The sequence below is a fragment of the Agromyces sp. PvR057 genome (assembly GCF_040547485.1).
Classification (GTDB): Bacteria; Actinomycetota; Actinomycetes; order Actinomycetales; family Microbacteriaceae; genus Agromyces.
The window spans coordinates 95,742-109,352 of record NZ_JBEPPT010000002.1; the positions used below are offsets into that span (position 1 = coordinate 95,742).

The following is a 13,611-nucleotide window of genomic DNA, read 5'->3' on the forward strand; positions in this document are numbered from 1 at the left end:
TGGCTCCTTCGGGAGTCGTGGGTCGTGGGTGAGGGTCGGGGGTCGGGTCGGGGGTGCCTCGGCCGCTGTCACAGCCCGACCTCGGTGCGGTCGGAGGTGACGCCGCCGAGTCCGGCTTGCAGCGCCCACCAGTAGATGGCGACCGAGACGGCCCAGAACGCGACGACGAACACCGTGTCGCGCACGCGCCAGCGGCTGATCGTGCGTTCGGTGCGGGTCGCGTGGGCGCCGAACGCGCGCGCGTCCATCGCGAGGGCGACGCGCTCGGCATGGCGGATGGCGCTCGCGAGCAGCGGGATCGCCGTGCCGATCGTGCGGCGGACCGCCGCGATCGGCCCGCGCCCGGCATCCGTTCCCCGCACGCGATGCGCGGCGCGGATCACCTCGAGCTCGTGCCCGAAGCGCGGCACGAACCGCAGCGCGGCGAGGGCCGTGTAGCCGATGCGATACGGCACGCGCAGGTTCTGCACGAGCGCGCGCACGAGCTCCGGCCCGCTCGTGGTGAGGCCCGCGATGAGCGAGAGCATGAGCAGGGCGGCGATGCGCAGGGCGGTCGCGAGCCCGACGAGGTACGCCGCGAGCGTGAACTGCCAGTCGCCGATCTCGAAGATGACGACGGATGCCGCGGCGCCGGCGCCCGAGATGCGCTCGGGGTCGACCCAGAGACCGAAGCTGAGCCCGAGCACCGCGATCGCGACCGGGACCCCGAGGAGCAGCACCGCCAGCGCGCGACCCGAGAGCCGGGCGCCGATCACGAGCAGCGCGAGCGCGAGCACGATGAACGCGGTCGGGATCGCGAGGCCGCGCGTGAAGATCAGCGCGAGCATCACGGGCAGCGGGGCGGCGAACTTCGCGAGCGGGTTGAGGTGGTGCAGGAACCGGATGCCGGGGGCGGGCGCCTGCTCCGCGTACGGGTCGCGCGGGCGTGCACTCGCAGCTGTGTCGGGGGTGACGGATGCGGCAAGGGTCGCCGGCGCGGCCGTCGCCGAGGCGCTCGCCGCAGCTGTCGCGCGTGCCGCGGCCGCGGCGGCGTCGGGCGTGAGGTCGGGCGTCACGGCGCTCATGCGGCGGCCTGACGGGCGACGGGCAGCTGCGACATCCGGGTCACCGCGTGCCATTCGGGGTGCGAGGCGAGGCCGCGGGTGGCGCGGGCGAGGGGCGGATGCCGCAGCCCGGCCGCCTCGATGAGCGGACCCGCGAGCACCTCGGCGGTCGGGCCGACGCCGAGCAGGCGTCCGTCGCGCATGACGGCGACGTGCGTGGCGTGGTCGGCGACGAGTTGCAGGTCGTGCGTGACGACGAGCACGGTCGTGCCCTCGGCGTTCAGGCCGCTCAGGATGTCGAGCAGCTCGGAGGCGCGGGCGCGGTCCTGGCCGAACGTCGGCTCGTCGAGCGCGAGCACGGGGGCTCCGGCGACGAGTGCGGTGCCGACCGAGAGGCGGCGCTTCTGCCCGCCCGAGAGGAGGAACGGATGCCGGTCGCGGTGCTCGGTCAGGTCGAAGCGGGCCAGCATGCGGTCGACCTCGAGGCGCCGGGCCTCCTCGTCGACGCCCTGGAGCCGCAGCCCGAGCTCGAGCTCCTCGGCGACCGTGTGCGCGACGAACTGGTGCTCGGGGTTCTGGAACACGAAGCCGATCTGCCGGGCGCGGGTGCGCGCGTCGGCCCGGGACGGGTCGATGCCGAGCACGTCGACGCTGCCCTTCGGCGACGGGATGACGCCCGCGATCGCCTGGAGCAGCGTGGTCTTGCCCGCGCCGTTCGTGCCGACGATCGCGAGGAAGTCGCCGGATGCCACGTCGAGGTCGACCCCGTCGACGACCACGGGTCCTCGGCGGCCGCCGCGCCGCACCGAGCAGTCGCGCACGGTGATGGCGGGGGCGGATGTCGCGGCGGACGGGTCGACGGCGATGGCGGGCGACGGCAGCACGTCGACGGCGTCGAGCGCGGCGGCGAGCTCGGAGGGGCTCAGCGGCAACGGATCGAGCACGACGCCCGCGTCGCGCAGGCGCAGGGCCGCGAGGGTCGAGACCGGCAGCCAGACGCCGAGCTCCAGCAGCTGCTCGGCCCGGTGCGTCAGCACCTCGCGCGCCGGGCCGTCGATGACGAGCCGCCCCGCGGCGTCGAGCACGATCACCCGGTCGACGATGTCGACGGCCGCGTCGAGGTTGTGCTCGACGAGCACGATCGCGTGGTCGCGCTCGCTCGCGAGGTCGCGGAGCACCGCGTAGACCTCGTCGATGCCCGCGGGGTCGAGGTTCGCGGTGGGCTCGTCGAGCACGAGCACCGGTGCGGCCAGTGCGAGCGCGCACGCGACCGCGAGGCGCTGCCGCCCGCCTCCAGAGAGCACGTCGGGATTGTCGGCGCGGCGCTCCCAGAGGCCGACGAGCTTCAGCGCGCGCTCGGCGCGCTCGAGCACCTCGGCGGCCGGCACGAGCTGGTTCTCGGGGCCGAAGCAGACCTCGTCGAGCAGGGTGCCGGTGACGACCTGCGCGTCGGGGTCCTGGAACACCATCGCGACGTGCTCGCTGAGCTCGGCGACGGTGTGCCCGGCGCTGTCGAGCCCGGCGACGCGCACCATGCCCTCGAGGGCTGCGGGCACGGCGTGCGGAATCAGCCCGTCGAGTGCGAGCGCGAGCGTCGACTTGCCGCACCCCGACGGCCCGAGCAGCAGCACGACCTCGCCCGGGCGCACCTCGAACGAGACGCCGCTGGGCGTCGACCGCTCGGCCCCGTCGTGGCGGATGCTCACGGCGTCGAGGGCGATGAGGGGTGCGGTCACGTGGGGTCCCGGAGATCGGCCGGAGCGGCGGTGGGTCCGCAGCGGCAGTGGTCCGGAGCGGCGGTGGGTGGGGCGCGCCGAGCGATCGGCTTAGGAGAGCCTAACCTTTCCATCCGTCCGCCGCGACACCGCGTGCCCGAGTACCGCGGCCTCGAGCTCGCCCTCGATGAGCCCGAACGTGTCGTAGCCCGAGATCGCGTCGGCGAGGTCCTGCGCCCGGTCGGTGAACGCGTGGTCGGCGAGCACCCGGTCGACGCCCTCGCGCACGGCCGCTGCGGTCGGCGTTCCGGTGCGGAGGTTCACGCCCACGCCCGACCACTCGACGCGCATCGAGACCTCCGGCTTGTCCTCGGTGTCGCCGGCGGCGACCATCGGAACACCGTGGCTCAGCGCGAACTGGGTTCCGCCGTAGCCCGCGTTCGTGACGAAGACGTCGGTCTTCGTCATGAGCTCGTCGTAGGGCAGGAACTCGGCGGCCCTCGCGTTCGCGGGCAGCTCGCCGAGCTCCGCGACGGGGCGTCCGCCGGTGGAGACGACGACGAGCACGTCGCGGTCGGCGAGGCCGTCGAGGGTCGGCCCGATCAGCCGATCGAGGTCCTTGTTGTCGATCGTGCCCTGCGTCACGTGCACGACCGGACGGGAGCCGTCGAGCTCGTGCCACCACTCGGGCAGCGTTCCGCCCGCCGGGGCGGGAGGCAGCACCGTGCCCACGAACCGGACGGTCGGCGTCAGGTCGCGACGCGGCGGCTCGAAGCCCTCCGGGCCGAGCTGCAGGAAGCGCTCGTGCACGCGCGACAGGTCGAGCACGAACGACGGCAGGCTCGGGCGTCCGAGGGAGTGCATCAGCTCGTTCGCGAGTCGCTGGGTCCCCCGGAACGCGACGCGCTGCACGAGCACGTTCAGCAGGCGGTTGCGGATCCGGCCGAGCGCGCCGGGCTTGGGCAGGAGCCCGAGGCCGTAGGGGGCGACATCCGCGCTGGACTGGCTGAAGGGGAGCACGCCGACGGCGAGCACCGGGGGATGCGTGCCGCCGTCGCGACGCCCGTCGAGCAGCAGCGGCAGGACGCCGGCGAACGCGGACTCCACGAGGATCGCGTCGGGCGCGCACTCGTCGATCGCCGCCTCGACGGCCGCGAACTGGTCGGGCACGGTCCTGACGAAGATCGTCTGCACGTCGTACTGCAGCTTGGCGATGCCTCGGTGCCGGTCGCGATCGGGCAGGTGGTCCTGCATCTCGCGGTCGTCGTAGTCGGCGATGCCGCCGAGCGGGCGGTGGGTCGCGCCCGCGGCCTCGACCGCGTCGCGGAAGCGGGACCCCGTCAGCACGGTGACGGTGTGGCCTCGACCGACGAGGTCGTGGGCGATGGCGATGATCGGGGCGACATGGCCCTGGATCGGATTGGAGCAGAGCAGGTAGTTCGACATGTGGATCTCTTCGACGGATGCGGCGAACCGAGCGGATGCGCCCGGCGCATGCCGGTGAACACCCGGCACGAGGGGCGACGCTAGCGAGCCGCGAACCGCGCCCGCCAGCGATTCGAGCCGATCTCGGTGCTGGCACGACCGGGAATCAGGGCGGGCACCGAGAACACCCCACGCCGTGGCGGCGAAGGCCCGCGGGAATGCCCGGTCCAGCTGCGGTGTTGTACCAATGTCCGGGTGCGGAAGACCCCGCGCCGGAGGGAGGACAACGTGGGAATCAGTTACGTCGAGTTCGAAGACGAAGCCGGGGTCCTGCGTCGCTACCGCAAGCACGCGAACGGCCGTGGCCTCGTCTCGACGACGGCGAAGGTCGACCAGAGCGCCTTCGTCGACCCGACGGCGTACGTCGACCCCGGGGCCGAGGTGCAGCGCGGAGCGCGCATCGAGCACGGCGGGTGGGTCGAAGCAGGCGCGATCGTCGCCGAGCGCGCGGTCGTGGGCGTGAACGCCCGCATCGGCCAGCGCGCGGTCGTCGGCCGCAGCGCCGTCGTGGGCCCCTTCGCCCAGGTCGGCCGCGAGGCGCGCGTGCAGAACGCGGCCAGGGTTCCGCGCGAGTACGTCGTCGAGGCCGGCGCCGAGTACACGGCATCGGGCGACGACCTGCGGCGCCTCGGCCTCGCGGCCTAGGCCCGTATCAGAACGATCCGAAGGACGAGTTCCAGTGGTGGGCACGCGCGCCCATGACCGCCGGAACTCGTCCTTTCGCGTGCCGGCGGCGACGTCGCGCCGCCTGAGCGCGCCTACTCGGCCGGCGCCAGGAGTTCGCCCGCCAGCAGCTCGAGCGTCTGCTCGCGGCCCGGCGCGGCATCCGTCGGCTCACCCGCGAACGAGCCTGAGATGGGCGAGACCATGATCTCGTCGATGCCGTGGCGGGTCGCGAGGGTGCGCAGCTCGGATGCCGCGGCCGCCGCGTCGCCGATGATCCAGCGTCGCTCCATGCCGGCGATGAGCTCCTCGACCATGGAGTCCGCGGGGGCCGACTGCGCCTCCTCGACCGTCTCGAGCTCGCGCATCGGGCGATTCGTGCGCAGGCGGGCCATGGCGCGCAGTTGCGGCAGGGCGCGGGCGCGCGCCTCGTCGGACGTGGGCGCGACCGAGACGTTCGCCGTGAGGAAGGTCTGCGGCGTCGGGTGCGCCTCGCTCGGCTGGTACTCGCTGCGGTACAGCTCGAGCGCACGCTCGAGGCCCTCGCCCGAGAAGTGGTTCGCGAACACGTAGGGCAGCCCGAGCGACGCGGCGAGCTTCGCCGAGTAGTCGCTCGACCCGAGCAGCCACACGGTCGGGACGCCCGCAGCGGCCGGCGTCGCCGTGATGGCGTACTCGCGTCCGCTCGTGAGGCGCAGCGTCGCGCCGTCGGGGGAGACGAGGCCCAGGATGTCGGCGATGTGATCGGGGAACCGGTCGACGTCGGCCGTCGGGCCCGAGATGCGCAGCAGCTGCGTGATGACGGGGTCGCTGCCGGGTGCGCGGCCGAGGCCGAGGTCGATGCGACCCGGCGCGATGGCCTCGAGCGCCGCGAACTGCTCGGCCACGACGAACGGCGCGTGGTTCGGCAGCATGACGCCGCCCGACCCGACGCGGATGCGCTCGGTCTGCGCGACGGTCGCCGCGATGAGCACGGGCGGCGTGGTCGAGGCGACGGAGCGCATGTTGTGGTGCTCGGCGAACCAGTAGCGGGTGTACCCGAGCCGGTCGGCGAGCTTGGCGAGACCGACGGATGCCGCGACGGCCCCCGCACTGGTCTGGCCGCTCCGGACGGGAACGAGATCGAGCACGGACAGGCGCAGTGTTTCAGACATCGTCAAGGCCAACCGGCGGGCGCGGTCGGGTATTCCGGATGCCGCGGCATCCGTTCGCCCGTTCGATCGCGAGCGGGGTGCTGCGGCGTCCGAGCGTGCTGGATCTTCGCGGGATAACCCTGAGGATCTCGCAGGGATGCCACTGGCGCGCGGAGCACGGCCGGATCGTTCACTGGTTCTTGCGTTCGTGCGTGCCGATGGGAAGTCCCGCGGCCGTCCGCCCCACCGAGTGGGGCCAGGGCCCGCGGCGCATCCCCATCGAAAGGAACCACCACTGTGAACACCCCTCTGTCCGGCGCCGTCTCGAGCGCCGCCGTCCCTGCGGAGTCCGTGTCCTCCGTCATCGACTCCCCGAGCGCAGGCACCGCACCCGCAGTGCCGGTCGTGCCGGTCGCCGCGTTCGGGCCGGTCGCCGACCTCGCGTCGGCGCGCGTCCGCCACGAGATCCGCGAGCTCGCAGCCCGCCTCGACGGGCGCCTGACCGTTCCGGGCGACCCCGGCTGGGACGACGACCGCGCCGCCTGGAACCTCGCGGTCGACCAGCGCCCCGCGGCCGTGGTCGTCGCCGCGAGCGCCGCCGACGCGGTCGAGACCGTGCGCGCGGCTGCGGCCGCCGGGCTCGGTGTCGCCGCCCAGTCCACCGGCCACAACGCGGCTCCGCTCGCCGCGCAGCCCGATTTCGACGAGGTCGTGCTGCTGCGCATGCACGAGCTTCGTGGCGTCGAGATCGACGCCGAGGCGCTCGTCGCCCGCATCCAGCCGGGCGCGCAGTGGGGCGACGTGGTCGCCGCCGCGGCGCCGCACGGCCTCGCCGCGCTCGCCGGCTCGTCGCACGACGTCGGCGTCATGGGCTACACCCTCGGCGGCGGCGTGAGCTGGCTCGCCCGCTCGCACGGCCTCGCCGCGAACCAGGTGCTCGCCGCCGAGATCGTGACCGCCGACGGTCGCCTGCGCCGCGTCGACGCCGAGCACGACGCCGACCTGTTCTGGGCGATCCGGGGCGGCGGCGGGGACTTCGGCGTCGTGACCGCGCTCGAGTTCCGCCTGTTCCCGATCGCCGAGGTCGTCGCGGGCATGATGCTCTGGCCGCTGGATGCCGCGGACGAGGTGCTGCAGACGTGGGCCGCCTGGACGGGCGGACTGCCCGACAGCGTCACCTCGACCGCGCGCGTCATGCGCCTGCCGGCCCTGCCCGAGCTGCCGCCGTTCCTGTCGGGCCGTTCGATCCTCCTCGTCGAGGCCGTCTGCCAGGAGTCGCCGGAGCGAGCCGACGAGCTGCTCGCCCCGCTGCGTGCGCTCTCGCCCGAGCTCGACACCGTGCACCCGCAGCCCGTCGCGGAACTGCTGGCGCTGCACATGGACCCGCCGGAGCCCTCGCCCGGATTCGGCGACGGCATGATGCTCTCGGAGCTCGCGCCCGCGACCGTGCGCGCGTTCCTCGACGCGGTCGGCCCCGGCGCCGACACGGCACTGCTCGTGGCCGAGCTCCGTCACCTCGGCGGTGCGCTCGACCCCGACACGGCCCTTGCGCTCGCCGCCGAACGCGGTGTGCCCACTCCGGGCGTCGTCGCCGGCTTCGACGCGCAGTACCTCGTGTTCGCCGGCGGCATCCCGATGCCCGGTCTCGGCGAGGCGCTCGTCGCCTCGCTCGGGCGGCTGTTCTCGCGCATCGAGCCGTGGCGCGCGCCGGTGGAGTACCTGAACTTCGCCGAGCACGCGCGATCGGCCGAGCAGCTCTGGGGCGAGCGGGTGCACCGCCTGCGCGCGGTGAAGCTCGCCGTCGATCCCGAGGGTCTGATCCGCTCGAACCACCCGGTTCGGCGCTGAACGCGAGGCGGGCGCCGGGTCGAGACCGACCCGGCGCCCTCGCGTGCCGCCTGCCATCCCTCTTCTCCTTTTCCTGCTTCTCACCTTTTCAGGACCACATCGGCCATACGTGCAATATGCAGCCATGACCGCTGTGGTCCTGAAAAGGGCGACGGCGTCGCGACGGCTGGCGGGATCGGGCGGCGGCGCCCGGCGCTCGCCCGGCCAGGCAGCCATCCGACGGCTCAGGGTCCATTCGGGGGATTCCCCCAGTGACGACGACCATCCGGCGGAGTAACGTGTCGAGCCGGATACGGGCCGGGGTGGACCGATCCCCAACGGATCGAGGGACCGATGAGCCGACTCGGCGACAGACTTGCGACCTTCGGCGGGGCGAGGCCGGACGCACTCGCGCTCGCGCCAGGCCAGCGCCAGCGGTACCTCGCGATGGGGCTCGTGCTCATCGCGACCGCGGCCGTCTCGGCTGCGGCGGCCTCGTTCGCGCTCGCGATGGCGCTGAAGACGCCGACCTGGGTCGCCGTGATCGTCGGCCTCTGCTGGGGCCTCGTGATCCTCGCCATCGACCGCATGCTCGTCGTCGGCATGCCAAGGCAGCCCCGCGCATCGGCGAACCTGCTGCTCGCCATCCCGCGGGTCGCACTGGCTCTCGTGATCGGCGTCGTCGTCGCGACCCCGCTCACGCTGCAGGTGTTCGAGCGCGAGATCGCCGCCGAGACCGAGGTCATGGTGCTCGAGGCGAAGCAGGCGTTCGAGGAGGAGCTCGCGGCGGACCCCCGATACGACGAGATCCCGGCCCTCACCGAGAGCGTGGCGGCGCAGCGCGCACTCATCGCCGACGGCGGTCGGGCCGCGCTGGCGGCCGATGCCGACTACGTCGCCGCCCAGGCGGCGACCGCTGCGGCGCAGGCAGCCTACGACGAGGCGAACCGCGTCTGGCTGGCCGAGCTCGACGGCACCGGAGGCACCGGCATCGTCGGCGACGGTCCCATCACGCAGTCGAAGAAGCTCGACCGCGACGGCAAGCTCGCGGCCCTCGACGCCGCCAAGGCCGCGGAGGCCGACGCGAAGGCCCAGGCGGAGGCGCGCATCGAGGCGGGCTCGGTCGAGGCGGTCGGGCAGGCCGAGCAGACGCTCGCCGCCGACAGCGCGGAGCTCGCCCGCCTGACGGCGGCACGCGACCTCGAGGCCGCCCGCTACGACGCGGCCGCCGACCAGAGCACGGGCATGCTCGCCCGCCTCGACGCGCTGTGGCGGATCGGCGAACGAAACAGCCTGCTCGGGTACGCGCACCTCATGATCGCCCTGCTCTTCGTGTGCATCGAGCTCATGCCCGTGCTGACGAAGACCCTGCAGAACCTCATGGCGCCGACCGCCTACGACGAGGTCGCGACGATCACCGACGACACGATCGTGGCCGCCGAGCGCGAGCGCGCGGCAGAACGGCTCCGCAGCGCGCGCGACGAGTCGGCGCCGAGGCTCGACGTCGCCGAGTACCGCGCGGGCCTCCGCCGGGAGTCGGGCCGACGGGTCGCGGACGCGTTCGTCGCGAAGCAGGAGGAGGCCGAACTCGCCGCCGTCGACGAGTGGGCCGATCAGCGGGCGCCGTTCATCGCGGCGCGCGCGGTGCGCGAGTGGGAGCAGGACGCCGACGGTGCTCCCATTGCCACGGCCCCGAAGCTCGGCTGAGGCAGTCCACCTTTTCAGGACCACATCGGTCATACCTGCAAGATGCAGCCATGACCGCCGTGATCCTGAAAAGGTGGTCAGGCTTCTCGGCTGGGGGTGTCGCATGGCTCCTGTGCTTCATAGGCTGGGGGTCTGCGACATCGTCGTCGCACGATTCCACGGGGGAGGAAACGAATGACGGTTCACCACGAGCTGCCCACGGGCGCGGATTTCGCGACGCTGGCGGGTCCGCATCATCCGGCCATCACGATCTATGCAGCAACCTCACCGGTGGTGAACGAGCGCGAACGCGCCGAGGTCTCGGTCAAGAGCGCCTTCGACCACGCGATCGACCAGGTGAAGCACGGTGGCGCCTCGACGGCCGACCTCGACGCCCTCCGCCGCGAACGCGACGGCGTGCTGGGCGACTTCGGCCTGTGGGGCGCGCTCTCGCGCTCGCTCGCGATCTTCATCGCGCCGGGCTTCACCGAGGTGTTCGTGCTGCCGAACCGTCTCGACGACGCCTGGCACGTCGGATCCCATTTCACGCTCGGCCAGTTGCTGCGCGCGCCCAGCCAGGACCAGGAGGCGTACGCGCTCACCCTCTCGTCGAACGAATGGGCGCTCTGGCATGCGACGCCCACCGCGCGCGCGACGCATCTCGAGACCGATCCGTCGCATCCGACGAACCTCGATGCGGCGACCAATCGCGAACCCGGCGAGAACAGCCCGCGCGGCGGGCAGCACGGCGACCGCGGCGAGGTCGGCGACGAGCGCGGCAAGAAGCTGCTCGACATCTACGCCAAGCGCATCGCCGACGCGACCAAGCACGAACTCGCCGCCGTCGACCCCGACGGACGGGTGCCACTCTTCGTCTTCGCCGCCGAGCCGCTGCTGAGCGCGTTCCTCGACCGCTCGCGCAACGGGCGCCGCATCGTCGGCGTTCCCGGATCGCCCGACCGGCTCGCTCCCGCCGAGATCGATGCGGCCCTGCGCGAACAGCTCGCCCGACTCAACGTCGCCGAGGCGTCGCAGGCGCTCGGCACGCTCGCCGAGGGCACCGCCGGGCGCGTCGAACGCGACCTCGCCGCGATCGCGAGGCTCGCGGCGGATGGAGCGGTCGAGACCCTCTGGTTCGACTTCACGACCTCGGTCAACGGCACGCTCGACCGCGAGACGGGGGCCGTCGAGTTCGCAGGAGCGAACGGCGACGGCGACGCGCTCGCCGACGGCACTCCCGCCGGCGACCTGCTGCCGCAGCTGGCGCTGCTCGTGATCGCCAAGGGCGGCCGGGTCGTCACCGTGCGTGGCGAGGACCTGGGCGAGGGATGGACCGGTCCGGTCGTGGCCGAGTTGCGGTTCGCGCTCGCCTGAGCGCGCGCCGAATCAGGGGCAGGGCAGGGCAGGACGGGAGACAGGGCGGGTCGGCCGGCTCCGAGACGCGGCCGACTACGACCTGGTGGCGGATGCCGCGGCCGGCTGCCGAGCGGCATCCGCTCCACCGCCCACCGCGAACCGGTCGAACTCGACCACCGGGATCGCGAACGGCTCGCGCCACGAGAAGCGCACGATGATCTCGGTCGCGCGCGCGTCTTCGATGATCGCCTCGACGGCCGTGTCGACGAGTACGCGACCGCTCCCCTTCGGTGCACGCTCGCGCAGTTCGAGCCACAGGCTCTCGGGATGCGGCACCACGCCTGGGTTCGTCGAAACGAGTGCGAGCTCCCATCCGGACGACGGGCACAGGCCGAAGCCCGTGACGCGGATCACGCGCCCCGTCGTGCTCGTGAAGGCGGTCGCGGAGAAGTCCCGAGGGGAGAAATCGCAGTGAAGGTCGCTCATCCGTCGGACGCTACGCACGACGCCGGGTCGCGGCATCAGGGACAGCGCTGAGATCGGGAGGCATCGGACGCGCGACGGCCGCCCGCGGCATCCGCCCCGTGGCAACCGGCTGCGCCGTCGTCGACGCCTAGGCTGGCTCGCATGCGTTTCGGAATGTTCATCCCTCAGGGCTGGCGCCACGACCTCGTCGACATCGACCCGGCCGAGCACTGGCAGACCATGCACGACCTCGCCGCGCACGCCGATGCGCCCGACTCCGGGTGGGAGTCGATCTGGGTCTACGACCACTTCCACACGGTGCCGGTGCCGAGCGAGACGGAGGCGACGCACGAGGCGTGGACCCTCATGGCCGCCTTCGCCGCGTCGACCTCGCGCGTGCGCCTCGGCCAGATGTGCACCTGCGTCGCCTACCGCAACCCGGCCTACCTCGCGAAGATCGCGGCGACCGTCGACCTCATCTCGGGCGGACGCACCGAGATGGGCATCGGCGCCGGCTGGTACGAGCACGAGTGGCTCGCCTACGGCTACGGGTTCCCCGATGCGCCGACCCGGCTCCGGATGCTGCGCGAGGGCGTCGAGGTCATGCACCAGGCATGGACCACCGGGCGTGCGAGCCTCGACGGCGAGTTCTGGCAGATCGACGACGCGATCGTGCAGCCGAAGCCGCTGCAGTCCGGCGGCATCCCCATGTGGATCGCCGGCGGCGGCGAGAAGGTCACGCTGAAGATCGCCGCGAAGTACGCGAGCTACACGAACTTCAACGGCGGCGCCGAGGTCTTCGCCCAGAAGAGCGAGATCCTGCGCGGCCACGCCGAGACCCTCGGCCGCGACTTCGATGCGATCGTGCGCAGCTCGAACTTCAACACGGTCGTCGGCACCGACGCCGCCGACGTGGAGCGCCGCCTCGCCGTCATCGAGGCGCGCGTCGCGCCGTACCTCGGCCCCGCTGGCACCGAGCGGTACCTGCAGGGCATGCACTCAGACGAGTCCCTCGTCGGCACGGTGAGCGAGGTCGTCGCCAAGCTCGAGCAGCGCCGCGAGCTCGGCCTTGGGTACGCGATCCACTACATGCCGGAGCTCGCGTACGACCGCAGCGGACTCGAGCTCTTCGAGGCCGAGGTCATGCCGGCGCTCGCCGACTAGGTTCCGCCGGGCGGCGGGGCAGCGACGTTCCGCCGGGCGGCGGGCCGACCAGGCTCCGCCGGGCGGGAGGGCCGACCAGGCTCTGCCGGGCGGCAGGAGATCGTGCGCTCGGGCGGTGGGAACGGCGAACGTCGTCCTCCGCTCGGCGCGTTCTGCTCCCGCGGGAGCGTGCGAACGCCCCGCGCGCCGAGTGGCGTGCGGGGCGTTTCGCGGCGTTCGGACGCGGTTACGCGGCGATGGCCTCGTCGAGCTTCGCGGCGAGCTCGGCGTCGGTCGGCTCGGTGAAGTGCGTGCCGTCGGGGAACACGACCACGGGGATCTGCGTGCGGCCCGAGATCGCCTTCGCGCGGTCTGCGCCGTCGAGCTCGACCTCGAGGTCGACGTAGTCGTAGTCGACGCCACGGCCGTCGAGCAGCGCCTTCGAGCGGCGGCAGTCGATGCACCATTCGGCGCCGTACATCGTGATGCGGGCAGGGTTCAGGTCAGACGAGGGGGAAGTCATACAGAGAACCTACGTTCCACGGCTGAGTGCCATTCCCAGCATGAATGGTCCCAGCATGGAATGACGGATGCCGCAACCGGGGTGCGCCGAACGCGGGCGCGGTGGCAGACTCGCCGCATGCGATTCGAGTCGACGATGTTCCAGACGGGCAACAACACCGGCATCGAGGTGCCCGAGCGCGTGATCGAGGCACTCGGCGCCGGACGCAAGCCGCCCGTCGTGGTGACCGTCAACGGTTACGAGTACCGAAGCACCGTCGCCGTGATGGGCGGGCGGTACCTGATCGCGTTCAGCGCCGACAAGCGCGCAGCGACCGGCATTCAGGGCGGCGACCCGATCGTGGTCGACCTCGAGGTCGACACGGCCCCGCGCACGGTCGAGGTGCCCGCCGATCTCGCCGCGGCGCTCGCGACCTCGGGATCGCGCGACGCCTTCGACGCGCTGTCGCCGAGCGCGCGCAAGGCGCACGTGACGAGCGTCGAGTCGGCGAAGACCGACGAGACCCGCCAGCGTCGCATCGACGCGATCGTCACCAAGCTCGCCTGACGAGCAGGCCCCCGCCGCCCTCGTGG

General features: G+C 72.8%; 12 protein-coding genes. 6 read left to right on the forward strand and 6 right to left on the reverse strand.

Annotation, left to right across the window (positions count from 1 at the left end; genetic code table 11):
- Window positions 1-68: 68 nt before the first annotated feature.
- The 3 genes from ABIC29_RS09700 to ABIC29_RS09710 all read right to left on the reverse strand — a co-directional run bounded on the left by ABIC29_RS09700 (window position 69) and on the right by ABIC29_RS09710 (window position 4,273).
- The gene (locus ABIC29_RS09700) at window positions 69-1,064 is read right to left on the reverse strand and encodes an energy-coupling factor transporter transmembrane component T family protein (RefSeq protein ID WP_116084496.1); all 996 of its coding nucleotides are present in this window, start codon (window positions 1,062-1,064) and stop codon (window positions 69-71) included.
- Window positions 1,061-2,779 carry an ABC transporter ATP-binding protein gene (locus ABIC29_RS09705; protein ID WP_116084494.1) on the reverse strand — a complete coding sequence of 573 codons (1,719 nt, stop codon included), beginning with the start codon at window positions 2,777-2,779 and terminating at the stop codon, window positions 1,061-1,063. The genes ABIC29_RS09700 and ABIC29_RS09705 overlap by 4 nt, the downstream gene beginning before the upstream one ends.
- 90 nt (window positions 2,780-2,869) lie before the next feature.
- Window positions 2,870-4,273: a glycosyltransferase gene (locus tag ABIC29_RS09710; RefSeq protein WP_354244847.1), complete on the reverse strand. Its 1,404-nt coding sequence runs from the start codon at window positions 4,271-4,273 to the stop codon at window positions 2,870-2,872.
- A 198-nt stretch (window positions 4,274-4,471) separates the two neighbouring features.
- Here ABIC29_RS09710 and ABIC29_RS09715 point away from each other — a divergent pair, with 198 nt between their 5' ends.
- Complete coding sequence (locus ABIC29_RS09715; RefSeq protein WP_116084489.1) at window positions 4,472-4,888, forward strand: transferase; 417 nt, start codon at window positions 4,472-4,474, stop codon at window positions 4,886-4,888.
- 113 nt (window positions 4,889-5,001) lie between these two features.
- Here the strand turns inward: ABIC29_RS09715 and ABIC29_RS09720 are convergent, their stop codons facing one another.
- Window positions 5,002-6,060 carry an LLM class flavin-dependent oxidoreductase gene (locus ABIC29_RS09720; RefSeq protein ID WP_354244850.1) on the reverse strand — a complete coding sequence of 353 codons (1,059 nt, stop codon included), beginning with the start codon at window positions 6,058-6,060 and terminating at the stop codon, window positions 5,002-5,004.
- 276 nt (window positions 6,061-6,336) lie between these two features.
- On the opposite strand from ABIC29_RS09720, the gene ABIC29_RS09725 reads away from it, so the two are divergent.
- The 3 genes from ABIC29_RS09725 (at window position 6,337) to ABIC29_RS09735 (ending at window position 10,926) form a co-directional block, all read left to right on the forward strand.
- Window positions 6,337-7,887, forward strand: coding sequence for an FAD-binding oxidoreductase (locus ABIC29_RS09725; protein ID WP_354244853.1), 1,551 nt, complete (start codon window positions 6,337-6,339; stop codon window positions 7,885-7,887).
- Between the two features lie 333 nt (window positions 7,888-8,220).
- Window positions 8,221-9,573 (forward strand): DUF4407 domain-containing protein, encoded by a 1,353-nt coding sequence (locus ABIC29_RS09730; RefSeq protein WP_354244856.1) that lies wholly within the window; start codon window positions 8,221-8,223, stop codon window positions 9,571-9,573.
- A 174-nt stretch (window positions 9,574-9,747) separates the two neighbouring features.
- Window positions 9,748-10,926: a baeRF3 domain-containing protein gene (locus ABIC29_RS09735; RefSeq protein WP_116084482.1), complete on the forward strand. Its 1,179-nt coding sequence runs from the start codon at window positions 9,748-9,750 to the stop codon at window positions 10,924-10,926.
- A gap of 75 nt (window positions 10,927-11,001) precedes the next feature.
- Here ABIC29_RS09735 and ABIC29_RS09740 read toward each other — a convergent pair whose 3' ends face one another.
- The gene (locus ABIC29_RS09740) at window positions 11,002-11,394 is read right to left on the reverse strand and encodes a hypothetical protein (RefSeq protein ID WP_116084480.1); all 393 of its coding nucleotides are present in this window, start codon (window positions 11,392-11,394) and stop codon (window positions 11,002-11,004) included.
- 141 nt (window positions 11,395-11,535) lie between these two features.
- Between ABIC29_RS09740 and ABIC29_RS09745 the strand changes: the two genes are divergently transcribed.
- Window positions 11,536-12,537, forward strand: coding sequence for an LLM class F420-dependent oxidoreductase (locus ABIC29_RS09745; protein WP_116084477.1), 1,002 nt, complete (start codon window positions 11,536-11,538; stop codon window positions 12,535-12,537).
- A 226-nt stretch (window positions 12,538-12,763) separates the two neighbouring features.
- Here the strand turns inward: ABIC29_RS09745 and ABIC29_RS09750 are convergent, their stop codons facing one another.
- On the reverse strand, window positions 12,764-13,039 hold the full coding sequence (locus tag ABIC29_RS09750) for a glutaredoxin family protein (protein ID WP_116084475.1): 276 nt from the start codon (window positions 13,037-13,039) through the stop codon (window positions 12,764-12,766).
- Window positions 13,040-13,156: 117 nt separating this feature from the next.
- Here ABIC29_RS09750 and ABIC29_RS09755 point away from each other — a divergent pair, with 117 nt between their 5' ends.
- Window positions 13,157-13,585, forward strand: a complete 429-nt coding sequence (locus ABIC29_RS09755; RefSeq protein WP_354244860.1) for a YdeI/OmpD-associated family protein — start codon at window positions 13,157-13,159, stop codon at window positions 13,583-13,585.
- The last annotated feature ends 26 nt before the right edge of the window (window positions 13,586-13,611 follow it).

Coding starts and splice junctions, on each gene's coding strand:
- ABIC29_RS09700 (WP_116084496.1), bottom strand. CDS start 1,064: ATGAGCGCCGTGACGCCCGACCTCACGCCCGACGCCGCCGCGGCCGCG.
- ABIC29_RS09720 (WP_354244850.1), bottom strand. CDS start 6,060: ATGTCTGAAACACTGCGCCTGTCCGTGCTCGATCTCGTTCCCGTCCGG.
- ABIC29_RS09730 (WP_354244856.1), top strand. CDS start 8,221: ATGAGCCGACTCGGCGACAGACTTGCGACCTTCGGCGGGGCGAGGCCG.
- ABIC29_RS09735 (WP_116084482.1), top strand. CDS start 9,748: ATGACGGTTCACCACGAGCTGCCCACGGGCGCGGATTTCGCGACGCTG.
- ABIC29_RS09740 (WP_116084480.1), bottom strand. CDS start 11,394: ATGAGCGACCTTCACTGCGATTTCTCCCCTCGGGACTTCTCCGCGACC.
- ABIC29_RS09745 (WP_116084477.1), top strand. CDS start 11,536: ATGCGTTTCGGAATGTTCATCCCTCAGGGCTGGCGCCACGACCTCGTC.
- ABIC29_RS09750 (WP_116084475.1), bottom strand. CDS start 13,039: ATGACTTCCCCCTCGTCTGACCTGAACCCTGCCCGCATCACGATGTAC.
- ABIC29_RS09755 (WP_354244860.1), top strand. CDS start 13,157: ATGCGATTCGAGTCGACGATGTTCCAGACGGGCAACAACACCGGCATC.